Genomic DNA, 25314 nt, shown 5'->3' with positions numbered 1-25314 from the left:
GCCGCGCGCACCTTGCCCTGCGCTACTGCATGGCGTTGTGCGGCAGGTGCAGCAGCAGCCGGATCAGCTCCGGCTGCCGGTTGGTCGAGGTCTTCTGGTAGATGGACCGCAGTTGCTTGCGCACCGTGTCGTGCTGCGTTCCCTGCGCCTGGGCGATCTGCTTGAGCGAGAGGCCTTCGGCCAACAAGGTGGCGATGCGGCATTCCGCCGGCGTCAGCCCGAACACCGCATAGAGCAGGCTGGCGTCGATCGAGGGGGCCGAGGCCGGGTGGTAGAAGATCAGCATCGCCACCGGCCGCAGTCCGAAGCTGCCCATTTCCCGCTGGGGAGACAGCAGGGTGTGGAAGGCGTAGAGCGACTCGCCGCCGTCCGGCTCGGTGATCAGCAGGGAGCGGAACTGGCCCTGGCCCGCGGTCGCGTGCTGCTCCTCGGACGGCGTGGCTTTCAGCACCTGCTCCATCTCTTCGCACTGGCGCAGCAACTCACGCAGCTGCGGCTGCGGCAGCTCCAGCCGGCCGGCGTTCACCTGCACCAGGCGCGTGGACCGCAGCAGCTCCTGCGCCGCCTGGTTGGTGTGCATTACCTCGCCGCCGGGTGACATCAGGATCACCGGCTGGCGCAGCTTGTCCACCAGCATGTGGCCCACGAGCGCCTGCGTCGAATAGACGAAATTGCGCACGCCCATGCGGCACGCGCGCTGCAGGTGGGGCAGCAGCCGATCGACGAAGGCCAGCGCCTGCGGCTGGAGCGGCCCTTCGGCCTCGCCGCTCAGGAGCGAGAAGATCACGGTGGCCTCGGGCAGGTCCACCAGCTTGCACATGGAGTTGTAGCGGCGGTCGTAGGGGAGCAGGAACTCCTGGTAAAGGGGGTGCGTGGCCACGACCTCGTCGCCCAGCCGCTGCGGGCAATGCAGCCACTCACCCTCCTGCAGGCTGTCCATCATCGGCAGCCTCGGGTCGATCAGCCGGTAGTGGTGCATGTAGGCCAGCTCGCCTTCGACGGGGAGGTTCGCGCCCTCGCTGTAGGCGAGTGTGCCCAGCCGCTTGTCCACGCCCAGCATGTGGATGGAGCGCACCCCCGCCGCCACCGTCAGTTCCTCGTAGAACCGGCGCCATCGCTGCGGGTGTTCGGCGGCGCTGTAGATCAGGTCGATGAAGTGGAGAAACGACTGCTCGGACAGGTCCATTCGCTGCAATGCTTTTTGTTTACCGCGGGCGGAGTCTATACGCGCGCGTGCGCGTCACTCGCAGTCCTCACCCAAATGGAGTAGGGAACAACACTTTCCCCAATCGAGGAATGGCCCACGGCACGTCTCTCCGGAATGCTCGCGCCGCGGCGTTGCAGTTCCTTACGCCGAACAACGACGGCCTCGCGGTCCGCACAAGTTCCAGATCGGAGAGACAAATGACATTGAAAGTGGCAAGAACGGTCGTCGCCATCGGCGCGAGCGTCCTGTTGGCGAGTTGCGGAGGCGGTGGCGGCAGCAGTTCGCCCGACCCGAGCCTGCAGGTGGCGGGGACCGCGGCGATCGGCACGGCGCTTGCCAGCGCCTCCGTGGAGGTGAAGTGCGCGACCGGCAGCGGAACGGCCACCACCTCGGGCACCGGTGCCTACACCGTGAACATCGCGCACGGCAGCTTGCCTTGCGTGGTGCAGGTGACGGGCAGTGGCGACACGGCATCCATCGTGCTGCACTCCGCGGTGCAGGCCGGAAGCACGGACTCGGCCACCGCGGTCACCACCGCGAAAGCGAACGTGACGCCCCTGACGGAGCTCGTGATCGCGCAGTTCGCCGCAACGCTGCCGGCGAACTACTTTGCGAACTTCAGCGGCTCCTCGGCGGGAACGCTCACCCAGGACAAGCTCTCCGCGGCGGCCACTGCCATCGTTGCCGCGCTGAAGAGCGCCGGTGTCGACCTCGGAGCCATCGATCCCCTGCGGGGTGACCTCGTTGCCGCCTCGGGCGGCACTGCGGGGAACGCCTACGACAAAGCCCTGGACGCGCTGGCACAGAAGGTGACGGTCGACGCGCTGCCGCTGCTGGTCACGCAGGTGGCGAGCGCCGCCGCGAGCAACTCCTCCACGGGCCTGAGCGACGCAATGGCCGCGGTGGACGGTGGCGGATTGCCTGGCTGCCCTTACGTGCTGAGCGGCAACTATCGCGCGATCGACTACCACGGCCGCATGACGCTGCGCCCGATCAACTTCGCAGCCAAGACCTTCGGCGCGGGTGATGGGGTGAACCAGATGGCCCTGGTGCAGGACGGCACCAACCCCTGCGCGTTCACGGCCACCCTGGCGCTGAACGGGCAGACCGGCGAATGGGTGGTCGCCTTCGGCCCCGGTGGCGTCGGCATCTACCGCTCGCGGTACGTCGCGCCCACGGTGACCCCGGGGGCCACCGGCATCATCTTCCCGGTGCAGGCGCACTCGTATTCCGAGGTCGCAGGCACCTGGGATTCGCTGCAGTCGGGCTACTACCCCGGCGACGGCGTGCAGACCTATCGCGGCCAGTTGACGTTCGCGTCGGACCGGACGGCGTCCAGCTGCGACTACGACCCGGCCGCCGGCTGGGCGTGCAAGCCGGAGAGCTCCGGGATGACCGTGGCCGAGCGCACGGACGGTGGCTTCGACGTGCTCAGTGGCAACGGCCCGGCACCCGTGGCCAACGTCTATGCCTACCAGGCCCCCACCGGGGCGCTGGCCATGTTCGGAACCACGAACTCATCCGGCTCCACGGATGCGACGGTGGAGCAATCCAGCTTCGTGCTCACCAAGCTCAAGCCATGGACGCTGCCGCAAGTGGGCTCGGCCAGCAAGTACTCCGAGACGCTCATCATGTACACCTCGCCGACCGGCACGCGTTCGACCGACCCGGTCACCTCCAACGAGATCACCAACATCGCGGTGGATGCGACGGCCAACACGGTGCAGCGGCAACGCCAGAGCGACGGTCGCATCGACACGCAGGACCTCAACAAGCCCATCCCGGGCTTGCGCACGCGGGAGCCCGGCACGAACTTCTCGGCGGCTTACCAGATGAACGTCACCGGCACCGGCCTGACGCTCACCACCAACGTGGAGACGAGTGTCGGCCGCTGGCTGGCGTACTCCGTCGGCCGGCCGTAGGGCCATCGAATTTCCCGGGGCCGCTGCCCCGGGGATCCCAGCTCCTCGGAAGCGAAGGAACCTTGGAAGCGCCCCGCGAGGGCGCTTTATTCTTTTGGCGCGCCTCCGTCAGCCCCGGCGCGCGGCCTTCCCGATGCGCGCCGACGCGGTGCGCAAGGTGATGGAGTAGCGCAGCTGCTTCGTCGGCGAGACGCTGTGCTGCCACTCCCAGCGGGACGGACCGTGCAGCAGGTAGATCGAACGGGGCGCGGCGACGAGTTTCAGCACGTCGGCGCGCGTGCCCCGCTCCGGCGGATACGGCCGGAAGCGCAGCACGGCCTCGTTGAGGAGGGAGACGCCGATCACGTCCTCGAAGTCCGGCACGTCGCGATGCCACCCCAGCGGCGTGCCGGGCGCGTATTCGGCTACGAGCGCCTGCGTGAAGTGCTCCGGCGCGATGCCCGCCCACGCCCCGGCGCGTTCGCGCAGCGCATCGAGCCATGCGGGCAGCGGCTCGGCCTCGTCCAGCCGCTGCGCGCTGAAGTCGTACTGCCCGCCATAGCTCACGACCCGCCGCCGGGCGGTGTACTGCTGGTATTTCATGTGGGCGAGCGGCAGCCGGTCGATGATCGCGACGAGCGATCCCTCTTCTTTCCGCGAGAGGAACTCCGCCTGGTAGCGCATGCCCGCCGGCAGTTCGGGCTGCGCATCTGCGCCGAACAACGACCCCTGTGCGTCACTCATGACGACAGCTTACCGAGTCCCCCTCCCCCGCAGGGGCCCGCAGACCGCGCGGAATAACATGCAGCGCGGTCTCCCCTGCGACGAGGATCCGGCTCCGCCGGTCCTCGTCGCACTGATCAGGCCACTTGGAAAAGTCGCGTGCGACTTTTCCAAGTGAAAAGAAAAAACCCGCGGCAAGCCGCGGGTACCCTGGAGCGGACGAGGCATCCACGGGCGAAACGCGAGGCGTTTCGCCCGTGCGCTGCCTCAAGGCTTCGCAGCGGTCGGAAAAGGCCAGGCGGCCTGCGGGTTCAGAGTGGTCTGAGCCGCGGGAGCCGCAGCAGCCGGGGCGGACGTTCCGCCGTTCGACTTCGCAGCAGGCTTGGAAGCCTTCTTGGCAGCAGGCGCTTTCGCAGCAGGCGCTTTCGCAGCCTTCTTCGCGCCGGAGGACTTCTTCGCCGCCTTCTTCGCGGTCGACTTCTTCGCAGTCGCGCGCTTGGCGGTGGTCTTCTTCGCGGCCGACTTCTTGGCCGTGGTCTTCTTCGCCGCCTTCTTCGCAGCCGGACGCTTCGCAGCGGCCTTCTTCGCCGCCGGGCGCTTCGCAGCCGCCTTCTTCGCAGCCGGACGCTTCGCGGCAGCCTTCTTGGCGGCCGGGCGCTTGGCGGCAGCCTTCTTGGCGGCCGGGCGCTTCGCGGTCGTCTTGCGCGCGGTGGTCTTCTTCGCAGCCTTCTTGGCCGGGGCCTTCTTGGCGGCCGATTTCTTCGCAGTTGCCATTTCTATCTCCTGTTCAAGTTGACACAACATCAACCAAAGAGCACTCCGCGCATTGTTGGTGGCGCGAAGCGATCCGTGTGGTTGGGCCATTGCCCAGCCGCACGAACACCTGCGCCCGCCACGCCCCCGCCTCTTCGTGCGGTGGTGCGTGCGGGCGGTTAACCCAAACTACCTTGCAGTTGCCGACTCAGTCCCAGGAAAGAGCTCCACCCGTCTGGTATTCGATCACGCGGGTCTCAAAGAAATTACGCTCTTTCTTCAGGTCAATCATTTCGCTCATCCACGGGAAGGGATTTTCCTCGTTCGGGAAAAGCGCTTCCAGGCCGATCTGCGTGGCGCGGCGATTCGCGATGTAGCGCAGGTAGCCCTTGAACATGGAGGCATTGAGTCCCAGCACGCCGCGAGGCATCGTGTCCTCGGCGTAGCGGTACTCGAGTTCGACAGCTTTCTGGAACAGGCCCTTGATCTCCGACTTGAAGTCGGCGGTCCACAGGTGCGGGTTCTCGAGCTTGATGGTGTTGATGAGGTCGATGCCGAAGTTGCAGTGCATCGACTCGTCGCGGAGGATGTACTGGTACTGCTCGGCGGCGCCGGTCATCTTGTTCTGCCGGCCCAGCGCCAGGATCTGGGTGAAGCCGACATAGAAGAACAGGCCTTCCATCAGGCAGGCGAAGACGATCAGGCTCTTGAGCAGGCGCTGGTCGGCTTCCGGTGTGCCGGTGTGGAAGTTGGGATCCATGATCGCGTCGATGAAGGGGATCAGGAACTCGTCCTTGTCCCGGATCGACTGCACCTCATGGTAGGCGTTGAAGATCTCGCTCTCGTCCAGGCCCAGCGACTCCACGATGTACTGGTAGGCGTGGGTGTGGATCGCTTCCTCGAAAGCCTGGCGCAGCAGGAACTGGCGGCACTCGGGCGCCGTGATGTGACGGTAGGTGCCCAGGGTGATGTTGTTCGCGGCCAGCGAGTCGGCCGTCACGAAGAAGCCGAGGTTGCGCTTGATGACGCGGCGCTCGTCCTCGGTCAGACCGTTCGGGTCCTTCCACAGGGCGATGTCGCGGTTCATGTTGATTTCCTGCGGCATCCAGTGGTTGGCGCAGGTCGCCAGGTACTTCTCCCAGGCCCACTTGTACTTGAAGGGGACGAGCTGGTTGACGTCGGTCTGGCCGTTGATGATGCGCTTGTCGGCGGCCTGCACGCGGCGCGTGCTGGTGGCCTGCGCGTCGGCGCGCGGCTGCGTCGCGATGGGCGCGATCGCGGCGGGCGCGATCGTCGCGCCGTCATCGAGCGTGCGCAAGGCGGGCTGAGGAGTCGGAACGGCGTGCGCGAGCGGTGAATGCATCGCCTCGCGGTTGGTGGCTAAACCGCTGCTCACGGGCTTTGACGGTGTGGGCGTGACTTCGTCGTCCCAGGTCAACATAGGTGTTCCAGTGCTCGGATTATGCGAGCCCGGATGCGTGAATCAAAGTGTCCGTTCACATCCGGGTCGCATTTTGTTGCTTGATTGCATCGGCGTTCTGTCGGAGAACGCCGATACCTCTTTCATTTCGATGTGATCGCGCGCGCTGCGCGGATCACTGACAGGCCTCGCAGGTCGGATCGTCGACGCCGCAGAACTTGATGTCGGTCGCGGGCGTCGCCGTCGGCGCGGTGGCCGCTTCGATCTGCGCGCGCGCTGCGGCCGCTGCCGCTTCCATCGCGCTCATCGCGCCTTCGCCGGTGTGCGTCGCGCCGGCGTGCATGCCGCTTCCCGCATTCCCGTTGCTCACCGCATTCAGGCGGCCGCTCTGCACGGTCGACTTCTCCGCCTGCGTCGCGCTGGTGGTGCGCAGGTAATAGGTGGTCTTCAGTCCGCGCAGCCAGGCGAGCTTGTAGGTCTCGTCCAGCTTCTTGCCGGATGCGCCGGCCATGTAGATGTTCAGCGACTGCGCCTGGTCGATCCACTTCTGGCGGCGGGCGGCGGCTTCCACCAGCCACACCGGCTCGACTTCGAAGGCGGTCGCGTACAGGGCCTTGATCTCCTGCGGCACGCGGTCGATCGGACGCAGCGAGCCGTCGAAGTGCTTCAGGTCCATGACCATCACGTCGTCCCACAGGCCCAGGCGCTTCAGGTCACGCACCAGGTAGTGGTTGATGACGGTGAACTCGCCGGACAGGTTCGACTTGACCGACAGGTTGCCGAAGCAGGGCTCGATCGAGGCGTCCACGCCGATGATGTTGGAGATGGTCGCGGTCGGCGCGATGGCCACGCAGTTGCTGTTGCGCATGCCGTCCGCGGCGATCTTCTTGCGCAGCGTATCCCAGTCCAGGGTGGCCGAGCGGTCGACGTCCACGTACTGCTCGCCGCGCGCGTCGGCCAGCAGCTTGAGCGTGTCCAGCGGCAGCACGCCCTGGTCCCACAGCGAACCCTTGTAGCTGGAATAGCGGCCGCGCTCGCGGGCCAGCTCGGTCGAGGCCCAGTAGGCGTAGTAGCAGACCGCCTCCATGGACTCGTCGGCGAACTCGATCGCCTCCTTGGACGCGTAGGGGATGCGCAGCTCGTACAGCGCGTCCTGGAAGCCCATCACGCCCAGGCCGACGGGCCGGTGGCGCATGTTGGAGTCGCGCGCCTTCTTCACCGCGTAGTAGTTGATGTCGATCACGTTGTCGAGCATGCGCATCGCGGTGGCGATGGTCTTCCTGAGCTTCTCCTGGTCGACCTTGCCGTCCTTCAGGTGCTGCAGCAGGTTCACCGAACCCAGGTTGCAGACGGCCGTCTCGGAGTCGCTGGTGTTCAGCGTGATCTCGGTGCACAGGTTGGACGAGTGCACGACGCCGGCGTGCTGCTGCGGCGAGCGCACGTTGCAGGCGTCCTTGAAGGTGATCCAGGGATGGCCGGTCTCGAACAGCATCGAGAGCATCTTGCGCCACAGGTCGTTGGCGGGGATGGTCTTGCTCGGCTTGATCTCGCCGCGCTTGGCCTTCTCTTCATAGGCGACGTAGGCGCGCTCGAACTCGGCGCCGAACTTGTCGTGCAGGTCGGGCACGGAAGAGGGCGAGAACAGCGTCCAGTCGCCCTTTTCCATCACGCGGCGCATGAACAGGTCGGGAATCCAGTTCGCCGTGTTCATGTCGTGCGTGCGGCGGCGGTCGTCGCCGGTGTTCTTGCGTAGCTCCAGGAATTCCTCGACGTCCAGGTGCCAGGATTCCAGGTAGGCGCAGACGGCGCCCTTGCGCTTGCCGCCCTGGTTCACGGCCACGGCCGTGTCGTTGACGACCTTCAGGAACGGGACCACGCCCTGCGACTCGCCGTTGGTGCCCTTGATGTGCGAGCCGAGCGCGCGCACGCGGGTCCAGTCGTTGCCCAGGCCGCCGGCGAACTTGGACAGCAGCGCGTTTTCCTTGATCGACTCGTAGATGCCGTCCAGGTCGTCCGGCACCGTCGTGAGGTAGCAGGAGGACAACTGCGAACGCAGCGAGCCGCTGTTGAACAGCGTCGGCGTCGAGGACATGAAGTCGAAGCTGGAGAGGACCTCGTAGAACTCGATGGCGCGCGCTTCGCGGTCGATCTCGTTGAGCGCGAGGCCCATGGCCACGCGCATGAAGAAGGACTGCGGCAGCTCGATGCGCGTCTTGCGCACGTGCAGGAAGTAGCGGTCGTACAGGGTCTGCAGGCCCAGGTAGTCGAATTTGAGGTCGCGGTCGGCCTTGAGCGCGGCGCCCAGCTTCTTCAGGTCGTACTGCAGCAGGCGCTCGTCCAGCAGGTCGTTGTCCACGCCCTTCTTGATGAAGGCGGGGAAGCTGTCGGCGTAGGCCTCGGCGCGCTCGGCCGGCGCCACTTCGCGGCCGAGCGCTTCCTTGAAGATCGTGTGCAGCAGCAGGCGGGCCGTGACAAAGGTGTAGTCCGGCTCCTTCTCGATCAGCGTGCGGGCGGCCAGGATCGACGCCTTGTAGACCTCGTCGAGCGGCACGCCGTCGTACAGGTTGCGCTGCGTCTCGGCGTAGATCGGCTCCGGCTTGACGTCGGCGCCCAGCCCGGCGCAGGAAGCGACGATCAGCGCGCGCAGGCCTTCGGTGTCCAGCGGCACGCGCTGGCCGTGGTCCAGCACGTGGAACTGCGGCGCGACGGGCGCCTGCTCCTGGGCCTGCTTGGCGCGCTCCTGTGCGCGGCGCTCGCGGTAGAGCACATAGGCGCGCGCGACCTCGTGGTGGCCGCCGCGCATGAGGCCCAGTTCGGCCGCGTCCTGGATGTCCTCGATGTGGAAGGTGCCGCCGCCCGGACGCGAACGCACCAGCGCGCGCACGACCTGCTGCGTGAGCACGTCCACCGTCTCGCGCACGCTCGCCGAGGCCGCGCCCTGCGTGCCGTGCACGGCCAGGAAGGCCTTCATCATCGCCACGCCGATCTTGCTCGGTTCGAACGGGACCACCGCGCCGTTGCGGCGGATGATCTGGTAATGCGCCAATGCGGAGGCGGCAGGCTGGCCGGCGGCGGCCAGGGGAGCGGTACCGGCGGCGCCGGCGTGCGGGATGGTGGAGGGGCCCAGGGCAGGTTGCATGCGTGTTCCTCTTGCTGCAGTTGTTCTTTGAGGGGTGCGAAGTGTAGCGTCACCCACTCGTGCGAGGCACTATATCTAGTGTCTCCCGGGCTTTCAAGCACTAGATGTAGTGGTTGACGCTAGGAAACCGGTGCATCACCTGTGGACAAGGCTGTGGAACGCCTGTGGTGCGGGATTGCACGCGCAACGCGGCGCGCAAGGCGTGAACTGGTTCGCGACGGATGCGTTGCCAGGAGCCTACGCGGTGGGAAAGCACGCGCGCGACCACCCGAGTTCGCGCTGCAGCGATGCCCAGTCGAAGCCGGGGCCCGGGTCCTTCTTGCGCGCCGGCGCGATGTGCTCGTGGCCCGCGACGTGCTGGATCGGGTAGCGCTGCGCGAGCGCCGCGCACACGACGGCCAGCTGCTCGTACTGCGCGTCCTCGAAGGTCTCGCCCTCCAGGCCTTCGAGCTCGATGCCCACGGAATCGTCGTTGCAGTTGTCGCGCCCCCGGTAGCTGGAACGGCCTGCATGCCACGCGCGCTGGTCGCAGCTGACGAACTGCAGCAGCGCGCCGTCGCGCCGGATGAAGAAGTGCGCCGAGACCTGCATCCCGCGGATCTGCTGGAAGTACGGGTGCGCGTCCCAATCCAGCGTGTTCGTGAAAAGTTGCCGCACCTCGTCGCCGCCGTACACGCCGGGCGGCAGGCTGATGGAGTGCACGACGACCAGGTCGACCAGCGCGCCGGCGGGCCGCGGGCCGAAGTTGGGCGAGGCGATGCGATGCGCGAAGCGGTACCAGCCGTCCTGCCAGAGCGGATCGCCAGCCGGTTCAGGCGGTGGCGCTGCGGTCATCCGGTTCTTCGTCGCCGGGCGTCGCGATCGCGAGCCGCGCGATGCGGTAGCGGATCTGCCGCAGGCTCAAGCCCAGGCGCTGCGCCGCGGCCGTGCGGTTGAAGTTGGTTTCGCGCAGCGCCTTCACGAGGATCTCGCGCTCCTGCTGGTCCAGGTAGGCCTGCAGGTCGCGCGGGACCGTGGGCGCAGCCGCCATGGGCGCAGCCGGCGTGGTGGCGTTGGCAGCAGCAGGCGCCACCACTGGCGCAGGGCGCGGCTCGGAGGTCGGGGCGGTCGTCGCGGACGGCGCGAAGTCCACCTGCAACTGCGTCCCGTCGGACAGCGCCAGTGCGCGATGCAGCAGGTTCTCGAGTTCGCGCACGTTGCCCGGCAGCGGATGCGCCTGCAACTGCTCCAGCACGTGCGGCGACAGCTGCGGCGCGGTCATGCCGGTCTCGTGCGCGATGCGCGCCAGCAGCGCTTCGCACAGCGCGGGCAGGTCCTCGCGCCGCTCGCGCAGCGGCGGCACCAGGATCTCGATCACGTTGAGGCGGTAGAACAGGTCCTGGCGAAAGCGGTTAGTCTGCACTTCGCTGGCCAGGTCCTTGTGCGTGGCGCTGACGATGCGCACGTCCACGGCGTCTTCCTGCGTGGAACCCAGCGCGCGGACCTGGCGCTCCTGGATCGCGCGCAGCAGCTTGGACTGCATGGGCAGCGGCAGGTCGCCGATCTCGTCGAGGAACAGCGTGCCGCCGCGCGCCGCCTGGAAATAGCCTTCTCGGTCTGCGGTGGCGCCGGTGTACGAGCCCTTCTTCGCGCCGAAGAACTCCGCTTCCAGCAGCGTCTCGGGAATCGCACTGCAGTTCACCGCCACGAACGGGCCGTCCGCGCGATGGCTGCATGCATGGATCGCGCGCGCCGCCAGTTCCTTGCCGGTGCCGGACTCGCCGCGCACCAGTACGGGCGCCATGCTGCGGGCCACCTTCGCGATGCGTTCCTTCACCAGGCGCATGGGCGCGGACTCGCCCACCAGCCGCGCCAGCGCCGCCTGGCTGCCGGTGCGTTCGCCGGCGGCGGCAGCGGGCCGCGCCACGCGCTGCTCGGGTGCGCCGCCTTCGCGGATGGCGGAGGCGACGACGGTGCGGAACTGCTTCAGGTCCACGGGCTTGGTGAGGTAGTCGAAGGCGCCGGCCTTGAGCGCCTCCACCGCGTTCTCGGCGGAGCCGTAGGCCGTCATCACCACGCAGCGCTCGGGGCGCTGCTGCGCGATCATCCGCTGCAGCAGGTCCATCCCCAGGCCGTCCGGCAGGCGCATGTCCGTGATCACCGCGTCGAAGCGTTGCTGGTCCAGCAGCCCGCAGGCCTCGGCGAGCGTGCCGGCGGCGTCGACGCGATAACCCTCGCGCAGCAGCGTGAGTTCATACAGCGTGCGCAGGTCCGGTTCGTCGTCGACGACCAGGACGTGGGCAGGGGAAACGACGGCAGCCATCAGGCGCGTATTGTGCCCAAGGGCACGGGTCCTGGCACCTGACTTGTGCGCGTGCGGAATGTCACGCTGAAGCAATTTCCCTCGCGCCCGCTGCCATCCGGCGCGGTGGTGCGCGCATAAGTCATGAGCGCACCGTGGCGGTCGCACAACTCGCGGCAGATGTACAGGCCCAGTCCGCTGGACCGGCTCTCGGAGGAGAAGAACGGCTCGAACAGGTGGCGCTGCACGCCGGGGTCGAGCGGTGCGCCGTCGCTCCAGACCTGCATGCGTGCCTGGCCCAGTTGCAGGTCCGTTGCCGCCACGATCGCGCCGCGGGCGCGCGACGCATAGCGCAGCGCGTTGTCCAGGAGGTTCACGAGGATGCGGCGCAGGTGCTCGCCATCGAAGGCCGCCCATGCGCCGCTCGACCCGGGGAGCAACTGCACGCGCTCGCTTGCGCCGGTGTGGCGCATCCACTCGCCGGCGAGCAACTGCACCACCTGGTCCAGCTCCAGCCAGTCCGTGGTGGGCGTCTCCAGCCGTGCGAGGTTCAGGATTTCTTCCACGATCTGCGTCAGGCGGTGCACGTTCTTGCCCACCAGCGCTGCCAGTTGCTGCTGTCCCGGCTCGCCGAGCTCCTCGGCCAGCAGGCCGTTGGCCTGCGCGATGGCGGCGAGCGGATTGCGGATCTCGTGCGCGACCGCGGCCGACATGCGTCCCATCGCGGCCAGCTTCTCGGTGCGCAACTGCGCCTCCGCTTCCCGCAGGTCCTGCAGGAACATCACGCAGAGCGTCTGGCTGTACGGGTCGTGCGGCGGGGTCAGCCGCGTGCGCACCCGCAGGTGCAGGCGTTCGGCCGGCCCGAGGTCCAGCGCGATCTCCGCGCTGAGCGTGTCGCCGCTGTCGAAGGTGCGCTGCGCCAGCGCCGCCAGCGGCTTCCAGCCGGGGCGCGACACCAGCGCGAGCGAGGCCGGGGCTTCCCGCGCCTGCCATCCGAGCAGGGCGCGCGCGGCGGGGTTCGCCGCGTGGATGCGCCAGTCCATGCCCACCACCAGCAGGCCGTCGGAGAGCGTGTCGATCACCAGTTCGTTGACGTACGCCTGCGTGCGCGCGGCCGACAGGCCCTGGCGGGCCGCCTGCTCCTCGCGCGCGAGCCGGATGGCCAGCTGGTTGGCCAGCAAGGCCACGACGAAGTAGCCGCCGCCGGCCAGCCCCGCCTGCAAAAGGCGTGCGGTGTGGTCGGCGAATTCCAGGGACTGCAGCCAGCCGTCGGCCAGCAGCAGCAACGTTACGCCGGCGGCCGTGCCGAGCGCGAGCAGGGTCGAGCCGAGCACGGAGGCCGTGAGCACCGGCAGCGCGAACAGCGGCGAGAAGTTGAGGCCTGCCGCCTGCAGGAAGTGCAGCGTGGAAAACGCGATCAGGTCGATCCCGATCGTCGACACCCACTGCGGGTCGAAGCTGCGACCCGGCGCGGCGGGGCGCGTGAACACGCGCACGGCCACGGAGGCGGCGAGGTAGGCCGCGCACAGCGCGAGCTGCCACCAGTCCAGCGGCGCGATGCCGATGGCCATCAGGCCCCCGAGCAGCACCAGCAGAATCACCGCAACGCCGATGCGGGCCACCATGAACCCCAGCCACAGCCGGTGGAAGGGCGAGGTGCCCGGCGCCGGGGGCAGCAGCACCGGAGTGTCCCAGGTCCAGGTCGAATGGCTCCAGGAGGAGTTCGGGCGGCTGGGTGTCGCCATGGACAGGCTTTCAGCCGCCGGCGAGGCGGCGGTGCTCCTGGCCGCAGAAGAAGCGGCCATCGGCGCCGCGCACCGCATCGGGCTGGGGCAGGTGCAGGCCGCACACGGCGCAACTCACCATCTGCTGCGGCGCCGGTGGTGCGGGCGGCGTGCGGCGCGAGGCGGAGCCGTCCGCGATGCGGTTGTTGCGCCAGACCAGGTAGGCGATGTAGAGGACGGCGAAGAGGACCAGGTACTTCATGGCGTGCGCCCGAGCACGACTTCCAGCACGAAGCGCGAGCCGACGTAGGCGAGCAGCAGCAGCACGGAGCCGATGTAGATGACGTTGACCGCGCGGCGCCCGCGCAGTCCGAAGCGCTGCCGGCCCAGCAGCAACGTCGCGAAGACGATCCAGGACAGCACCGAGAACACGGTCTTGTGGTCCCAGCGCCAGGCGCGGCCGTACAAGGCCTCGGAGAAGAAGATGCCCGCCACCAGCGTCGCCGTGAGCAGCACGAAACCGGCGGTGGCGAAGCGGAAGGTGAGGCGCTCCAGGGTCAGCAGCGGCACGCCGGCCTGGGGCTCGGCGCCCTGTCGGATGCTGCGCTCGACGCGCTGGAGGATCCACGCGTGCACGGCGGCCGCGGCGAAGAGGCCGTAGCTGGCCACCCCGAGCGCGAGGTGCAGCGGCAGCCACGGCGACTCCCTCACGTTCAGCGGCACACCGGGAAAGGCCAGCGCCAGCAGCACGGCGGCGCTGCCGAAGCCGCACAGCGCCCACCGTGCGCGCAGCTGCGGGAACAGCTGGCGCTCCACCGCATAGACCGTGAGCACCAGCCAGGCAGTGATCGACACCGCCTGCGCAAAGCCGAAGAGGGGCTGGCCGAGGAAGCCGAGGACCAGCACCACCGCGTGCAGCAGCCACGCGGCCTGCAGCGCCCTGCGTGCCGCCGCCTCGCTCAGCCGCGACGCGCCGGCGGCCGGGACTGCATAGGCGGCCGCGGCGGCCAGGGAGAGCGCCACACCCGCAGGGGACGCACTGGATAAAATCATGGTTCGAGTTTAGCCCCTGGCCCTCGCGCACCCCCTCGCGCGGTTCCGGGCCTGTCGCGCCACCCCCACTTCCCACCTCCCATGGCCACCTCCGCCCTCAGCGACAAACTTTCCCGCCTCGTGAAGCAGATGCGCGGCCAGGCCCGCATCACCGAAGACAACGTGCAGGAGATGCTGCGCGAAGTGCGCATGGCCCTGCTGGAGGCGGACGTCGCGCTGCCCGTGGTGCGCGACTTCATCGCCCGCGTCAAGGAAAAGGCCCTGGGCCAGGAGGTCGTGGGATCCCTCAACCCCGGCCAGGCGCTGGTGGGGATCGTGCACCGCGAGCTGGTCGCGACCATGGGCGAGGGCGTCAGCGACATCAACCTCGCGGCGCAACCGCCGGCGGTGATCCTCATGGCTGGCCTGCAGGGCGCGGGCAAGACCACCACCACCGCCAAGCTGGCCAAGCACCTGATCGAGAAGCGCAAGAAGAAGGTACTGACGGTCTCGGGGGACGTGTATCGTCCTGCCGCCATCGAGCAGCTCAAGACGGTGACGAAGCAGGCGGGCGCCGAGTGGTTCCCCAGCACGCCGGACCAGCAGCCCGTGGACATCGCGCGTGCCGCGCTGGACTACGCGCGCAAGCAGTACTTCGACGTGCTGCTGGTGGACACCGCGGGCCGGCTGGCGATCGACGAGGCCATGATGCGGGAGATCCGCGAACTGCACGCCGCGATCAAACCGGTGGAGACGCTGTTCGTCGTCGACGCCATGCAGGGCCAGGACGCGGTCAACACCGCGAAGGCCTTCAAGGAGGCGCTGCCGCTCACGGGCATCATCCTCACCAAGCTCGATGGCGACTCGCGCGGCGGCGCGGCGCTGTCCGTGCGCCAGATCACCGGCGCGCCGATCAAGTTCGCGGGCACCAGCGAGAAGATCGACGGGCTGGAGGTGTTCGACGCCGAGCGCCACGCCGGCCGCATCCTGGGCATGGGCGACATCGTCGCCTTGGTGGAGCAGGTGCAGGCCGGCGTCGACATCGATGCCGCGCAGAAGCTGGCCGCCAAGGTGAAGAGCGGCGCAGGCTTCGACCTGGAGGACTTCCTGATGCAGCTGCGGCAGATGAAGCAGATGGGCGGCCTCTCCACGCTGATGGACAAGATGCCCGCGCAGGTGCAGGCCAAGGCGGGTCAGGTCGACATGGACAAGGCCGAGCGCGACGTGCGCCGCAAGGAAGGCATCATCTGCTCGATGACGCCGCAGGAGCGCCGCAAGCCGGAGATCATCAAGGCGACCCGCAAGCGCCGCATCGCCGCCGGGGCCGGGGTGCACGTGCAGGAAGTCAACCGCCTGCTCAACGAGTTCGAGCAGATGCAGACGATGATGAAGAAGATGAAGGGCGGCGCCATGATGAAGCTGATGCGCCGCATGGGCGGCAAGGGCGGCATGCCGAAGATGCCTTTCTGAGCGCCCTGCGCTCAGAAAGGCAGGCCCGTTTCAGGAACCCCCTCACCCCATCCCTCTCCCCCGAGGGGGAGAGGGGGCGGAACCTTGCCGCGCATCCTGTGCGGCCCATCAGCTCGCTCGCGTCCTGGCATCACACCTGTTCGCACACGTGCGCGGCGGTGTCCCGCGCCTCGTTGGCGAGCCTGCGTCCGGCGACGGACAGGGCGATGCTGCGCGAATGCTCCCCGTCCGACCGGCAGGTGACGAGCCCGAGTTTCTGCAGGGGCCGCACGCGCATCAGCAGGTGCGAGCGCAGCAGGCCCAGGCGCGCGGCGAGTTCCGTGTCGGGCATGGCTGCGTCGGCAGACTGCAGTGCGTCGAGCAGGACGAAATCGAGCCATGCGATGCCGTGATGCGTGCCGAGCTCGTCGTCGAGGCGGAACGCCGCCGCGGCACGGGCGTGTTCGCGGTCGAGGCACACCTGCAATGCGGCGAGGCTCATGGCGCAGCTCCTGCGCACAACTCATGTCGGTGCAATTGCTCCAGCACCCGCAGTTCCTCGGCGTAGTCGAACGCCGGGTCGCTGCGCTGCCGCACCAGATCCAGCACTTCGAACGAGAGGCGCGCGGGGTCCTGCCGCCATGCGGCCTGCAGCTCCTTGTCGGGGCATCCGCCCAGCCGCAGCTCGAACTGCAGTCGCCTCAGGCGTGCGTGCACATCCCGGCTGGCGCCCACGCGGACCAGCCCGGTGCCGTGGTCACGCACGGCATAGACGCCCATGGGCGGAAACGCATCGCGTGCCTCGCGAGCGAGCCTGCGCCGCTCGGCGGCCCCGGATGGGGGTGCTGTGTTCATTCGGGGCTCCTGGTGCTTGCAGCGTCATCGGGGTCCGCGAGTCGCAGGAGGTGCTCGCGGATGTCGGCTGGCCATCGCTCGGCCAGCTGGCGAAATGTCTCCATGTCGGCGCGGAAGAGGGAGCGCGCCGCTTCCTCGAAACCGGGACGGTCACCCGCCAGCGCGACCATCACCTTGTAGCAGCGCTCCTGCGCGCGACGCATGCGGTCCCGCCCCGAGCCGGCCCGGCGCGCTTCCTGCACCAGCTTGCGGAGCACGACGGAAGCGCCCCCGGGCTGCGCAGCGAGCCATTCCCACTGATCGGGCAGCAGCGTGACCTCGCGCGCGACCACGCCAAGCCGCGGCCTGCCGCGCCCGCGGGCTTCGGGTGGCTGCGGCGCGGCGCGATAGCGCGCACGCACCTGCTCCTCGCTGCCGCGCAGGTCCAGCTCCACCTGGCTTCCCGTGACATCGTCGAACACCAGCAGGGACTGGTCGCCGCCGCGCACGCGCGCCGCTGCCGCGACCTCCTCCGGCGGCCCCGATGCAAGGCGGCGTGCGCCCGCGAAGACGGTGTAGGTGTGGGTTGGATCCAGTGCCATCGGCGAAATATACCCGGGTAAAAATAATCAGTCAATAAGACCCGGATAAAAAGACTGGCGCTTGGGTCGTGCAGGACTACTTCCGCGGCGAGGCCCGTCCGCTGGTGGACGGCTGGTTCCCCACCGGGGATGTGGCGACCATCGATGCCGGCGGCTTCATCCAGATCATGGACCGCAGCAAGGACGTGATCAAGTCCGGAGGCGAGTGGATCTGGTCGATCGACCTGGAGAAGATCGCGGTGGCACATCCCGGGGTGGCGATGGCGGCCTGCATCGCGGCGCGCCATCCGCGCTGGGACGAGCGCCCGCTGCTGGTGGTGGTCCGCAAGCCCGGCGCGCAGCTCACGGGCGACGAACTGCTGCGCTTCTACGAAGGCAAGGTCGCGAAGTGGTGGATCCCCGACGACGTGGTGTTCGTAGACGCCATCCCGCTCGGCGCCACCGGGAAAATGCTCAAGCACCGGCTGCGCGAGCAGTACGGTGAGCTGCTGGCCGTGACGGCGTGAACACAGGCGCCCGGCAGCCGCTAGGCCGCCAGGCGATCGTCCCGCGTCACCACCTCCGCGCGCACGCGAGTGCGGCAGCGCCTGCGTGATCGTCACATCCCGAATGCGCCAGCGTTTCCACTCGCCGCGCCGGGCGATGCAGCGCGCACCATTGGTTCTCTCGGGCCATTGCGGCCTGTGTGGGAACCGCGAATGATGGACCGATGAGGCTACTGTCGGGATTGGGATGGCGGATGCGAGTGGCGCGCGCGCTCGATCCTAGCTGGAAGTTGAGGGCCAGGTTCGCCGCTCGCGCCTGCCTGGACGGTGACGTGCTGCGGCCTTTTGTCAGCGCGCGGCTCGGCTCTGCGCTGCACGAGCACCTCGAACAGCGACCCGAAACCGCAGGCGTCCTGCTGTGGCCTTACCAGTGTTCCGCATGGAACGCCAGGGAGCGGGTCCGGCGCATCGTTTCACACTTCGACCTCGTCGAGTCGATTGGACCCCCGATTCGCGCCTGTGTCGAAGACAAGCTGGAAGTGCTGAACTTGCGTGGCTATAGCGCAGACGTACGTTTGATCCTGGACCAGCCCAAGTGGCTCGCGAGGGAAGGGCATCTGGCGCTGAACCTGTTCGTGGGCGATCACAGAAGCTACTCGCTGGCGTTCTCCCTGTTCAGCGACGGCCAGGATCGCTGCGCGTTCATCGGCGGACTCCAGGGCCGCAGCACGGAAGGAGCGCTGGATCAATACAAGGTCCTGACGAAGGATTTCCATGGCATGCGTCCCCGCGACCTGCTTCTCGACGTCGCGCGCATGTTCTTCCAGCGGATCGGGGTCAGCCGCATCTACGCAGTCGCCGAAAGCCACCGTTTCTTCCGGCACGCCTATTTCGGGGCTCACGCTGGCGAGGAGATGCACGTGAACTACGACGAAATCTGGTGCGACCGCGGCGGCATCCGGATCGCGCCCTCCCATTTCGAGTTGCCGCCGACCCTCTCGCTTCGCGCGCTCGAGGAAGTCCAAAGCAAGAAGCGTGGCATGTACCGCAAGCGCAACGAGATGCTGGAGCAGCTGGCGGCGGAGATCGCCGCTCCGGGCGCCCAACCCACGATCGTCCGGTTCCAGGCGACCTGACCATGTTTGCCCGGGCACTTCTCAAAAGCATCCGCGATTACCAGCGCCATGCGGGCCGCCCCGGGCTGGTGCACGTGCTGCTTCGCAAGTACGCGCGTGCCCGGCATCTGTTCTGGAGCGTGATGACCGCTTCGGACATCGATCCACGGGCGCGACTCGGCGCAAACGTGCGGCTGCCTCATCCCAACGGGCTGGTCTTCCACGAAAACGCGCGAGTAGGAGACGATTGCATGATCATGCAGCAGGTCACCCTGGGCATGATCGGCGCCGGGGAGTATCCGGTGATCGGGAACCGCGTATATATCGGTGCCGGCGCCAAGGTCCTCGGCAAGGTGCACGTGGGCGACGGCGCACGGATTGGGGCCATGGCCGTGGTTCTCGAAGATGTTCCAGCTGACTGCACGGCCGTCGGCATTCCCGCGCGCATCATCAGGCGGCAGGAACGGGAGATGCATGAGCGTGGATCCAGCGTGCCACCCACCGGAATGGCACTCGAGCCCCATCAGTCGACGACTCCTTGCCTGATCAGCCCTGAGTGCCCGGCCTTCAGTGACGGCTAAACCGCCACCCGCTCGTTCACTATGGCCTCCGCGCGCAGCGAGTGCGGCAGCGCCTGCGTGATCGTCACGTCGACCATCTGGCCCACGAGGCGCTGCGGCCCCGCGAAATTGACGATGCGGTTGCACTCCGTGCGCCCCATCAGCTCGTTGGGGTCCTTGCGCGAAGGGCCTTCCACGAGGATGCGCTGCACGGTGCCGACGCGGCTCGCGCTGATGCGCTGCACGTTCTCTTCCAGCACGGCCTGCAGATGCTGCAGGCGCTTGAGCTTGACCGCGTGCGGCGTGTCGTCGTGCAGTTGCGCGGCGGGCGTGCCGGGACGCGGGCTGAAGATGAACGAGAAGCTCGCGTCGTAGCCTACGTCTTCCACCAGCTTCATCATCTTGCCGAAGTCTTCCTCCGTCTCGCCGGGGAAGCCGACGATGAAGTCGGTCGACAGCGAGATCTGAGGACGCACCGCACGTAGCTTGCGGATCGTGCTCTTGTACTCCATGGCGGTGTAGCCGCGTTTCATCGCCATCAGGATGCGGTCGCTGCCATGCTGCACCGGCAGGTGCAGGTGGCTCACGAGCTGCGGCACCTTGGCGTACACGTCGACCAGCCGCTGCGTGAATTCGTTGGGGTGGCTCGTCGTGTAGCGGATGCGGGCTATCCCGGGGATCTCCGCCACGTACTCGATCAGCAGCGCGAAGTCGGCGATCTCCCCGGTGTCGCCCATCTTCCCGCGATAGGCGTTCACGTTCTGACCGAGCAGCGTCACTTCCTTCACGCCCTGGTCGGCGAGGCCGGCGACTTCGGTGAGCACGTCGTCGAAGGGTCGCGACACTTCCTCGCCGCGCGTGTACGGCACCACGCAGTAGCTGCAGTACTTCGAGCAACCTTCCATGATCGACACGAAGGCCGAGGCGCCTTCCACGCGCGCGGGCGGCAGGTGGTCGAACTTCTCGATCTCGGGGAAGCTGATGTCCACCTGCGGGCGCTGCTGCTTCTCGCGCTGCGCCAGCAGTTCCGGCAGGCGGTGCAGGGTCTGCGGGCCGAACACCACGTCCACGTAGGGCGCGCGCTCGATGATGGCCGCGCCTTCCTGGCTTGCGACGCAACCGCCCACGCCGATCAGCACGCCCTTTTGCTTCAGGTGCTTCACGCGGCCGAGGTCGGAGAACACCTTTTCCTGCGCCTTCTCGCGGACCGAGCAGGTGTTGAAGAGGATCAGGTCCGCCTGTTCGGGATCCTGCGTGGGCTCGTAGCCTTCGGCCGCGTTCATCACGTCCGCCATCTTGTCCGAGTCGTACTCGTTCATCTGGCAGCCGAAGGTCTTGATGTACACCTTCTTCATGGCCGGCCTCACTTCAGCAGCAGCCAGCGCGACGCCCAGATCGCATCCAGCAGGTCGTTGAGCCGCTTGTAGCCGTCCGGGTCGCCGGTGCGCACGCCGCCGATCTTGGCGTACTCCTCCTCGTTGAGGACCCAGACGTCGTGCACGAGGCCCGAGCTGTCGCGCCGGTACACCGTGTAGAGGCTCTGGCCCGCGACCGCGCCGGTCAGCACCAGCATGTTGTTGCGGTCGTGGATGCGCGCGCCGGGCGCGAAGCGGTCGGGCTTGCCGTCCACGGTGATCACGGGCGGCGTCGCGCTCACGGCGAGGAGGCCCGGTTTGACGTCGCGCGGCGCATCGCGCATGACGGCCTGCGCGGCAGCCGAAACGGCAACGGCAGCGAGCAGGGCGGAAAGGAGGAATCGCATCCAGCGGTTCATGGTGTAGATCCAGAGGCTGTGGAAAGACGAAGGCACTGTGCGGGACAGTGCCTTGGGTGTCAACGAAAGCGTTGCATCCCGGAAGCAATGCAGCCGGGAGCGTGCATTTTAGCCGGGGCGTTCTGCCGTCCTGGGGCGGACCTCGAACTGCGGCGCCAGCCCCTGGAACTCGCCGATCTCCACGCCCATCACTTCGGACTGCATCTTGCGCACGCAGTCCGGCTGGCCGGCCTGCAAGGGGAAGCTGGTGAGGTGCGCGCGGCGGCGCGGGCTCTCCATGATCTGCGCAATGGTCATGAACGCACGCAGACCCCCGCTCGCTCGAAGTTCCCGGCGTCACCCACGGCAAGGTGCCCATCCCCATGGGTGCGCGCGTGGGGAACATGATCTTCTCCTCCGGCATCGCCGGCAAGGATCCGGCTACGGGCGAGCTGCCGGCGGATGGGGCGGAGCAGGGGCGCGTCGCCTTCCAGAACCTGCGCACCTTGCTTGCCAACGGCGGCGCGACGCTGGAGGACGTGGGCCGCGTCACCGTGTTCGTCAAGGACGAATCCGTGCGCGAGGCCATCAACGTGGAATGGCTGAAGTGCATCCCCGATCCGCACGACCGGCCCGCGCGCCACACGCTCGTGCACGACCTGCGCGGCGGCATGCTGCTGCAGCTCGAGGTGATCGCGGTCGTGCCGGACAAGCCGGTCGCAGGCTGAGCCGGGCCGGCATGAAGAAACCCCCGGGAATAGTCGATCCACGGGGGTTTCGGAGTCTGGTGGCGCTTCAGGGATTCGAACCCCGGACCTGCGGATTATGATTCCGTCGCTCTAACCGGCTGAGCTAAAGCGCCTGAGCTCTCCATTATAAGGAGAAAATCCGGCGGTCCGGTTTCAGCGATGCTTGAACTGCGCCTTGCGCTTGTTCACGAACGCATCCATGCCTTCCTTCTGGTCCTCGGTCGCGAAGAGGGCGTGGAACATGCGCCGCTCGAACATGACGCCGTCGGCCAGCCCGCTCTCGAAGGAGCGGTTCACCGATTCCTTGGCGGCGAGTACGGCGACTTGCGAGTACTCGCAGATCTGCAGGGCAGCGCCGAGCGTCTCTTCCATCAGCTTGGCGAAAGGCACGACCCGGCTCACGAGTCCCGCGCGTTCCGCTTCGGTCGCATCCATCATCCGGCCCGTGAGCGCCATGTCCATGGCCTTGGCCTTGCCCACCGCGCGCGGCAGGCGCTGCGTGCCGCCGGCGCCGGGAATGATGCCCAGCTTGATCTCGGGCTGGCCGAACTTCGCGTTGTCGGCGGCGATGATGAAGTCGCACATCATCGCCAGCTCGCAGCCGCCGCCCAGCGCGAAGCCGCTCACGGCCGCGATCACGGGCTTGCGGATCGAGCGGATCGTTTCCCAGTTGCGCGTGATGTAGTCGCCCTTGTAGACGTCCGCGAAGGTATAGCTCGCCATGGCGCCGATGTCGGCGCCCGCGGCGAAGGCCTTCTCGCTGCCGGTGAGGATCATGCAGCCGATCGCCTCGTCGGCGTCGAAGGCCTTGAGGGCCTGTCCGAGCTCGTCCATCAGGCCGTTGCTGAGGGCGTTGAGTTGCTTGGGCCGGTTGAGCGTGATCACGCCAACCTTGCCCGCTTCCGTGCGCACTTCGATGAATTCGTAGGCCATGCCGTTCTCCTGCGGAGCGCCCACTATACCCAAGGGAAACCATGCTCCGGTCGCGTGCGCCGCGGGTGCTAGATTCGGCGCCAAGGAGAACCACCATGAGCGAAGCCACCGTGCTGTACGAGGCGCGGGGCAGCGTGGCCGTCGTCACGCTGAACCGGCCGCAGGCCCTCAACAGCTTCACGCGCCAGATGCACCGCGACCTGTGGGCCGCACTCGACCGCATCAACGCGGACAAGGCCGTCCGCGCCGCCGTGCTGACGGGTGCGGGGCGCGGTTTCTGCGCCGGCGCCGATCTCGCCGAATTCGACTTCGAGCCCGGTCCCGACCTGGTGAAGCGCGCGGACCCGGGCCCGGTGATCGACCAGGCCTTCAATCCCTCCATCCGCAAGCTGATGGACGTGCGCGTTCCCACCATCGCTGCAGTGAACGGCGTGGCCGCGGGCGCCGGCGCATCGTTCGCGATGGCCTGCGACCTTGCCATCGCGGCACCGGGGGCAAGTTTCATCCAGGCCTTCAGCAAGATCGGGCTCATCCCCGACGCGGGCGGTTCCTGGTTCCTGGTCAAGAAGCTGGGCCTGGCCCGCGCCATGGGCTGCGCGATGCTGGGCGACAAGGTGAGCGCCAGCGATGCGAAGGAGTGGGGAATGATCTGGGACGTCGCCGCCGAAGGCCAGGATTGCGTGCAGGCCGCGCTGCAGCTCGCCGACCGGCTCGCGACGATGCCGACCACCGCGCTCGTGCAGACGCGCAAGCTGCTGCGTGCGGCAGCGACGAACGAGCTGGAGCAGCAGTTGAACCTCGAACGCGACACCCAGTCTGGCCTGGGCAAGACCCACGACTACATCGAAGGCGTGATGGCGTTCCGCGAAAAGCGCCCAGCGCAATTCACCGGCGAATGAGCAAGCGATCTCCCCAAGCGCTCGCCACTGCGGTGGGCGAGGCCATGTACGCCGACGACCCGGCGGTGCGCGACTTCATGCAGATCGAGCTGCTCTCCTGCGAGCCCGGTCGTGCCGTCATGCGCATGACGGTGCGCGCGCCGATGCTCAACGGCCACAAGATCTGCCATGGCGGCCTGATCTTCACGCTGGCGGACTCCACGTTCGCCTACGCCTGCAACAGCCACAACAAGGTGACGGTGGCGGCGGGCGCCAGCATCGAGTTCCTGAAGCCCGGGCACCTGGGCGACGTGCTCACCTGCGAGGGGGTCGAGCAGGTCCTGCAGGGCCGCCACGGGATCTACGACATGAAGGTGACCAACCAGCGTGGCGAGGTGGTGGCGGTCTTCCGCGGCAAGAGCGCGAGCATCCAGGGCACGGTGATTCCGGAGGAGCCATGAACCGCTTTCCGTTGGAGGCTATCGAGAACGCGAGCGTCGACGAACTGCGGGCGCTGCAGTTCAAGCGCCTGCAGCAGACGCTGAACCACGCTTATGCGAATTCGCCGGTCTACCGGCGCAAGTTCGACGCTGCCGGCGTGCATCCCGACGACTGCAGCAGCCTCGCCGACCTGGCGAAGTTTCCCTTCACCACCAAACACGACCTGCGCGAGGCCTACCCGTTCGGCATGCTGGCGGTGCCGCGCGAGCAGTGCGTGCGCATCCATGCGTCCAGCGGCACCACGGGCAAGCCCACCGTAGTGGGCTACACCCGCAACGACATCGAGACCTGGTCCGCGGTGATGGCGCGCAGCATCCGGGCGGCGGGGGCGCGTCCCGGCGACATGGTGCACGTGAGCTACGGCTACGGCCTTTTCACCGGCGGCCTCGGCGCCCACTACGGCGCCGAGAAGCTGGGCCTGACGGTGGTCCCCTTCGGCGGCGGCCAGACCGAACGCCAGGTGCAGCTGATCACCGACTTCCGGCCCGACATCATCATGGTCACCCCCAGCTACATGCTGGCCATCGCCGATGAGATGGAACGGCAGGGCATGGACCCGCGCGAGTGCAGCCTGCGCCTGGGCATCTTCGGCGCCGAGCCGTGGACCAACGACATGCGCCAGAAGATCGAGCAGCGCCTGGGCCTGGACGCCGTGGACATCTACGGGCTCTCGGAGGTGATGGGCCCCGGCGTTGCCAACGAGTGCATCGAGACCAAGGACGGCCCGACGATCTGGGAGGACCACTTCTATCCCGAGATCGTCGACCCGGAGACCGGCGCGCCCGTCGCCGACGGCGAGCTGGGCGAGCTGGTCTTCACCAGCCTGACGAAGGAGGCGCTGCCCGTCATCCGCTACCGCACGCGCGACCTGACGCGCCTGCTGCCGGGCACCGCACGCACGATGCGCCGCATGGAGAAGATCACCGGCCGCAGCGACGACATGATGATCGTGCGCGGCGTGAACGTGTTCCCCACGCAGATCGAGGAGCTGATCCTCAGGCAGCCCGTGCTGGCCCCGCACTACCAGTGCATCCTCACGCGCGAGGGCCCGCTGGACGAGCTCACCGTCGCCGTCGAAGCGGGCGCGGGCCTGGACCACGAGCACGCGGACGTGCGTTCGGCGGCCGAGCGGCTCGCCTACGAGATCAAGGTCTACATCGGCACGAGCGCGCGCATTGAGTTGCGGCCCGTCGGCGGCATCGAGCGCAGCATGGGGAAGGCCAGGCGGGTGGTGGACCAACGCAAGCTGTAGCGGCCCGGTGCGGGAGTGCCCGC

25 protein-coding genes, 1 tRNA gene and 1 pseudogene are annotated in these 25314 nt (G+C 67.8%); 9 read left to right on the top strand and 18 right to left on the bottom strand.

The features are described 5' to 3' along the window. Positions 1 to 22: 22 nt before the first annotated feature. The gene (locus tag JJB11_RS03980; RefSeq protein ID WP_201166589.1) at positions 23 to 1186 is read right to left on the bottom strand and encodes a helix-turn-helix transcriptional regulator; all 1164 of its coding nucleotides are present in this window, start codon (positions 1184 to 1186) and stop codon (positions 23 to 25) included. A gap of 218 nt (positions 1187 to 1404) precedes the next feature. Here JJB11_RS03980 and JJB11_RS03975 point away from each other — a divergent pair, with 218 nt between their 5' ends. Further along, positions 1405 to 3129 (top strand): hypothetical protein, encoded by a 1725-nt coding sequence (locus JJB11_RS03975; protein ID WP_201166588.1) that lies wholly within the window; start codon positions 1405 to 1407, stop codon positions 3127 to 3129. A gap of 108 nt (positions 3130 to 3237) precedes the next feature. Here the strand turns inward: JJB11_RS03975 and JJB11_RS03970 are convergent, their stop codons facing one another. The 9 genes from JJB11_RS03970 to JJB11_RS03930 all read right to left on the bottom strand — a co-directional run bounded on the left by JJB11_RS03970 (position 3238) and on the right by JJB11_RS03930 (position 14201). Further along, on the bottom strand, positions 3238 to 3852 hold the full coding sequence (locus JJB11_RS03970; protein WP_201166587.1) for an alpha-ketoglutarate-dependent dioxygenase AlkB: 615 nt from the start codon (positions 3850 to 3852) through the stop codon (positions 3238 to 3240). A 246-nt stretch (positions 3853 to 4098) separates the two neighbouring features. Continuing rightward, positions 4099 to 4605: a histone H1-like DNA-binding protein gene (locus JJB11_RS03965; RefSeq protein ID WP_201167038.1), complete on the bottom strand. Its 507-nt coding sequence runs from the start codon at positions 4603 to 4605 to the stop codon at positions 4099 to 4101. A 187-nt stretch (positions 4606 to 4792) separates the two neighbouring features. Beyond that, positions 4793 to 6025 (bottom strand): ribonucleotide-diphosphate reductase subunit beta, encoded by a 1233-nt coding sequence (locus JJB11_RS03960; protein WP_201166586.1) that lies wholly within the window; start codon positions 6023 to 6025, stop codon positions 4793 to 4795. 154 nt (positions 6026 to 6179) lie between these two features. Continuing rightward, positions 6180 to 9143: a ribonucleoside-diphosphate reductase subunit alpha gene (locus JJB11_RS03955; RefSeq protein ID WP_201166585.1), complete on the bottom strand. Its 2964-nt coding sequence runs from the start codon at positions 9141 to 9143 to the stop codon at positions 6180 to 6182. Between the two features lie 237 nt (positions 9144 to 9380). Further along, entirely contained in the window at positions 9381 to 9977 is a 597-nt protein-coding gene (gene ampD / locus JJB11_RS03950) for a 1,6-anhydro-N-acetylmuramyl-L-alanine amidase AmpD (protein WP_201166584.1), read from the bottom strand. Beyond that, complete coding sequence (locus tag JJB11_RS03945; RefSeq protein ID WP_201166583.1) at positions 9955 to 11445, bottom strand: sigma-54-dependent transcriptional regulator; 1491 nt, start codon at positions 11443 to 11445, stop codon at positions 9955 to 9957. The genes ampD and JJB11_RS03945 overlap by 23 nt, the downstream gene beginning before the upstream one ends. After that, positions 11445 to 13169, bottom strand: a complete 1725-nt coding sequence (locus tag JJB11_RS03940) for a sensor histidine kinase (protein ID WP_201166582.1) — start codon at positions 13167 to 13169, stop codon at positions 11445 to 11447. Before JJB11_RS03940 ends, JJB11_RS03945 begins: the two co-directional genes overlap by 1 nt. Before the next feature lie 10 nt (positions 13170 to 13179). Continuing rightward, on the bottom strand, positions 13180 to 13410 hold the full coding sequence (locus tag JJB11_RS03935) for a PP0621 family protein (RefSeq protein WP_201166581.1): 231 nt from the start codon (positions 13408 to 13410) through the stop codon (positions 13180 to 13182). Then, positions 13407 to 14201, bottom strand: a complete 795-nt coding sequence (locus JJB11_RS03930) for a cytochrome C assembly family protein (protein WP_201166580.1) — start codon at positions 14199 to 14201, stop codon at positions 13407 to 13409. The genes JJB11_RS03935 and JJB11_RS03930 overlap by 4 nt, the downstream gene beginning before the upstream one ends. An 81-nt stretch (positions 14202 to 14282) precedes the next feature. On the opposite strand from JJB11_RS03930, the gene ffh reads away from it, so the two are divergent. After that, positions 14283 to 15650 (top strand): signal recognition particle protein, encoded by a 1368-nt coding sequence (gene ffh / locus JJB11_RS03925; RefSeq protein ID WP_201166579.1) that lies wholly within the window; start codon positions 14283 to 14285, stop codon positions 15648 to 15650. 130 nt (positions 15651 to 15780) lie between these two features. Here ffh and JJB11_RS03920 read toward each other — a convergent pair whose 3' ends face one another. From JJB11_RS03920 to JJB11_RS03910, 3 genes are read right to left on the bottom strand one after another with little or no spacing between them, the layout of a single operon-like run. Then, the gene (locus JJB11_RS03920) at positions 15781 to 16131 is read right to left on the bottom strand and encodes an Lrp/AsnC family transcriptional regulator (RefSeq protein WP_201166578.1); all 351 of its coding nucleotides are present in this window, start codon (positions 16129 to 16131) and stop codon (positions 15781 to 15783) included. Then, the gene (locus tag JJB11_RS03915) at positions 16128 to 16484 is read right to left on the bottom strand and encodes a GIY-YIG nuclease family protein (RefSeq protein WP_201166577.1); all 357 of its coding nucleotides are present in this window, start codon (positions 16482 to 16484) and stop codon (positions 16128 to 16130) included. The genes JJB11_RS03920 and JJB11_RS03915 overlap by 4 nt, the downstream gene beginning before the upstream one ends. Next, the gene (locus JJB11_RS03910; protein WP_201166576.1) at positions 16481 to 17065 is read right to left on the bottom strand and encodes a DUF2239 family protein; all 585 of its coding nucleotides are present in this window, start codon (positions 17063 to 17065) and stop codon (positions 16481 to 16483) included. Before JJB11_RS03910 ends, JJB11_RS03915 begins: the two co-directional genes overlap by 4 nt. 56 nt (positions 17066 to 17121) lie before the next feature. On the opposite strand from JJB11_RS03910, the pseudogene JJB11_RS03905 reads away from it, so the two are divergent. The 3 genes and pseudogenes from JJB11_RS03905 to JJB11_RS03895 form a co-directional block, all read left to right on the top strand. Further along, positions 17122 to 17571 (top strand): annotated as a pseudogene (locus tag JJB11_RS03905) (AMP-binding enzyme); the annotation flags it as partial. Between the two features lie 203 nt (positions 17572 to 17774). Beyond that, the gene (locus JJB11_RS03900; RefSeq protein WP_201166574.1) at positions 17775 to 18686 is read left to right on the top strand and encodes a VirK/YbjX family protein; all 912 of its coding nucleotides are present in this window, start codon (positions 17775 to 17777) and stop codon (positions 18684 to 18686) included. Between the two features lie 2 nt (positions 18687 to 18688). Continuing rightward, positions 18689 to 19246: a serine O-acetyltransferase gene (locus JJB11_RS03895; protein WP_201166573.1), complete on the top strand. Its 558-nt coding sequence runs from the start codon at positions 18689 to 18691 to the stop codon at positions 19244 to 19246. On the opposite strand, the gene miaB is transcribed toward JJB11_RS03895, so the two are convergent. The 3 genes from miaB to JJB11_RS03880 form a co-directional block, all read right to left on the bottom strand. Beyond that, complete coding sequence (gene miaB, locus JJB11_RS03890) at positions 19243 to 20580, bottom strand: tRNA (N6-isopentenyl adenosine(37)-C2)-methylthiotransferase MiaB (RefSeq protein WP_201166572.1); 1338 nt, start codon at positions 20578 to 20580, stop codon at positions 19243 to 19245. The genes JJB11_RS03895 and miaB overlap by 4 nt on opposite strands. An 8-nt stretch (positions 20581 to 20588) precedes the next feature. Further along, positions 20589 to 20999, bottom strand: a complete 411-nt coding sequence (locus tag JJB11_RS03885; protein WP_201166571.1) for a hypothetical protein — start codon at positions 20997 to 20999, stop codon at positions 20589 to 20591. 108 nt (positions 21000 to 21107) lie between these two features. Next, complete coding sequence (locus JJB11_RS03880) at positions 21108 to 21296, bottom strand: hypothetical protein (protein ID WP_201166570.1); 189 nt, start codon at positions 21294 to 21296, stop codon at positions 21108 to 21110. Between the two features lie 53 nt (positions 21297 to 21349). Between JJB11_RS03880 and JJB11_RS03875 the strand changes: the two genes are divergently transcribed. Then, positions 21350 to 21706, top strand: coding sequence for a Rid family hydrolase (locus JJB11_RS03875; RefSeq protein ID WP_201964582.1), 357 nt, complete (start codon positions 21350 to 21352; stop codon positions 21704 to 21706). Positions 21707 to 21763: 57 nt separating this feature from the next. Here the strand turns inward: JJB11_RS03875 and JJB11_RS03870 are convergent. Together JJB11_RS03870 and JJB11_RS03865 are read right to left on the bottom strand one after the other, a co-directional pair. Beyond that, positions 21764 to 21840, bottom strand: a tRNA-Met gene (locus tag JJB11_RS03870). Between the two features lie 40 nt (positions 21841 to 21880). Then, on the bottom strand, positions 21881 to 22660 hold the full coding sequence (locus tag JJB11_RS03865) for an enoyl-CoA hydratase (protein ID WP_201166569.1): 780 nt from the start codon (positions 22658 to 22660) through the stop codon (positions 21881 to 21883). A 95-nt stretch (positions 22661 to 22755) separates the two neighbouring features. On the opposite strand from JJB11_RS03865, the gene JJB11_RS03860 reads away from it, so the two are divergent. From JJB11_RS03860 to paaK, 3 genes are read left to right on the top strand one after another with little or no spacing between them, the layout of a single operon-like run. Next, the gene (locus JJB11_RS03860) at positions 22756 to 23559 is read left to right on the top strand and encodes an enoyl-CoA hydratase-related protein (RefSeq protein ID WP_201166568.1); all 804 of its coding nucleotides are present in this window, start codon (positions 22756 to 22758) and stop codon (positions 23557 to 23559) included. After that, positions 23556 to 23999 (top strand): hydroxyphenylacetyl-CoA thioesterase PaaI, encoded by a 444-nt coding sequence (gene paaI / locus JJB11_RS03855; protein WP_201166567.1) that lies wholly within the window; start codon positions 23556 to 23558, stop codon positions 23997 to 23999. The genes JJB11_RS03860 and paaI overlap by 4 nt, the downstream gene beginning before the upstream one ends. Continuing rightward, positions 23996 to 25291: a phenylacetate--CoA ligase PaaK gene (paaK, locus tag JJB11_RS03850; RefSeq protein WP_201166566.1), complete on the top strand. Its 1296-nt coding sequence runs from the start codon at positions 23996 to 23998 to the stop codon at positions 25289 to 25291. Before paaI ends, paaK begins: the two co-directional genes overlap by 4 nt. Positions 25292 to 25314: the final 23 nt, after the last annotated feature.

It is taken from the genome of Ramlibacter ginsenosidimutans, assembly GCF_016654015.1.
GTDB lineage: Bacteria > Pseudomonadota > Gammaproteobacteria > Burkholderiales > Burkholderiaceae_C > Ramlibacter > Ramlibacter ginsenosidimutans.
This window is presented reverse-complemented; position numbering and strand designations above follow the sequence as displayed.

What these genes read in the sequence shown, in the direction of transcription:
- JJB11_RS03880 (WP_201166570.1), bottom strand. Translation starts at nt 21,296, where the DNA reads ATGACCATTGCGCAGATCATGGAGAGCCCGCGCCGCCGCGCGCACCTC.
- JJB11_RS03960 (WP_201166586.1), bottom strand. Translation starts at nt 6,025, where the DNA reads ATGTTGACCTGGGACGACGAAGTCACGCCCACACCGTCAAAGCCCGTG.
- JJB11_RS03860 (WP_201166568.1), top strand. Translation starts at nt 22,756, where the DNA reads ATGAGCGAAGCCACCGTGCTGTACGAGGCGCGGGGCAGCGTGGCCGTC.
- JJB11_RS03915 (WP_201166577.1), bottom strand. Translation starts at nt 16,484, where the DNA reads ATGAACACAGCACCCCCATCCGGGGCCGCCGAGCGGCGCAGGCTCGCT.
- JJB11_RS03955 (WP_201166585.1), bottom strand. Translation starts at nt 9,143, where the DNA reads ATGCAACCTGCCCTGGGCCCCTCCACCATCCCGCACGCCGGCGCCGCC.
- paaI (WP_201166567.1), top strand. Translation starts at nt 23,556, where the DNA reads ATGAGCAAGCGATCTCCCCAAGCGCTCGCCACTGCGGTGGGCGAGGCC.
- JJB11_RS03965 (WP_201167038.1), bottom strand. Translation starts at nt 4,605, where the DNA reads ATGGCAACTGCGAAGAAATCGGCCGCCAAGAAGGCCCCGGCCAAGAAG.
- JJB11_RS03865 (WP_201166569.1), bottom strand. Translation starts at nt 22,660, where the DNA reads ATGGCCTACGAATTCATCGAAGTGCGCACGGAAGCGGGCAAGGTTGGC.
- paaK (WP_201166566.1), top strand. Translation starts at nt 23,996, where the DNA reads ATGAACCGCTTTCCGTTGGAGGCTATCGAGAACGCGAGCGTCGACGAA.
- JJB11_RS03885 (WP_201166571.1), bottom strand. Translation starts at nt 20,999, where the DNA reads ATGAACCGCTGGATGCGATTCCTCCTTTCCGCCCTGCTCGCTGCCGTT.
- JJB11_RS03970 (WP_201166587.1), bottom strand. Translation starts at nt 3,852, where the DNA reads ATGAGTGACGCACAGGGGTCGTTGTTCGGCGCAGATGCGCAGCCCGAA.
- JJB11_RS03920 (WP_201166578.1), bottom strand. Translation starts at nt 16,131, where the DNA reads ATGAGCCTCGCCGCATTGCAGGTGTGCCTCGACCGCGAACACGCCCGT.
- JJB11_RS03895 (WP_201166573.1), top strand. Translation starts at nt 18,689, where the DNA reads ATGTTTGCCCGGGCACTTCTCAAAAGCATCCGCGATTACCAGCGCCAT.
- ampD (WP_201166584.1), bottom strand. Translation starts at nt 9,977, where the DNA reads ATGACCGCAGCGCCACCGCCTGAACCGGCTGGCGATCCGCTCTGGCAG.
- JJB11_RS03930 (WP_201166580.1), bottom strand. Translation starts at nt 14,201, where the DNA reads ATGATTTTATCCAGTGCGTCCCCTGCGGGTGTGGCGCTCTCCCTGGCC.
- JJB11_RS03910 (WP_201166576.1), bottom strand. Translation starts at nt 17,065, where the DNA reads ATGGCACTGGATCCAACCCACACCTACACCGTCTTCGCGGGCGCACGC.
- JJB11_RS03945 (WP_201166583.1), bottom strand. Translation starts at nt 11,445, where the DNA reads ATGGCTGCCGTCGTTTCCCCTGCCCACGTCCTGGTCGTCGACGACGAA.
- JJB11_RS03980 (WP_201166589.1), bottom strand. Translation starts at nt 1,186, where the DNA reads ATGGACCTGTCCGAGCAGTCGTTTCTCCACTTCATCGACCTGATCTAC.
- JJB11_RS03940 (WP_201166582.1), bottom strand. Translation starts at nt 13,169, where the DNA reads ATGGCGACACCCAGCCGCCCGAACTCCTCCTGGAGCCATTCGACCTGG.
- ffh (WP_201166579.1), top strand. Translation starts at nt 14,283, where the DNA reads ATGGCCACCTCCGCCCTCAGCGACAAACTTTCCCGCCTCGTGAAGCAG.
- JJB11_RS03975 (WP_201166588.1), top strand. Translation starts at nt 1,405, where the DNA reads ATGACATTGAAAGTGGCAAGAACGGTCGTCGCCATCGGCGCGAGCGTC.
- JJB11_RS03935 (WP_201166581.1), bottom strand. Translation starts at nt 13,410, where the DNA reads ATGAAGTACCTGGTCCTCTTCGCCGTCCTCTACATCGCCTACCTGGTC.
- JJB11_RS03900 (WP_201166574.1), top strand. Translation starts at nt 17,775, where the DNA reads ATGAGGCTACTGTCGGGATTGGGATGGCGGATGCGAGTGGCGCGCGCG.
- miaB (WP_201166572.1), bottom strand. Translation starts at nt 20,580, where the DNA reads ATGAAGAAGGTGTACATCAAGACCTTCGGCTGCCAGATGAACGAGTAC.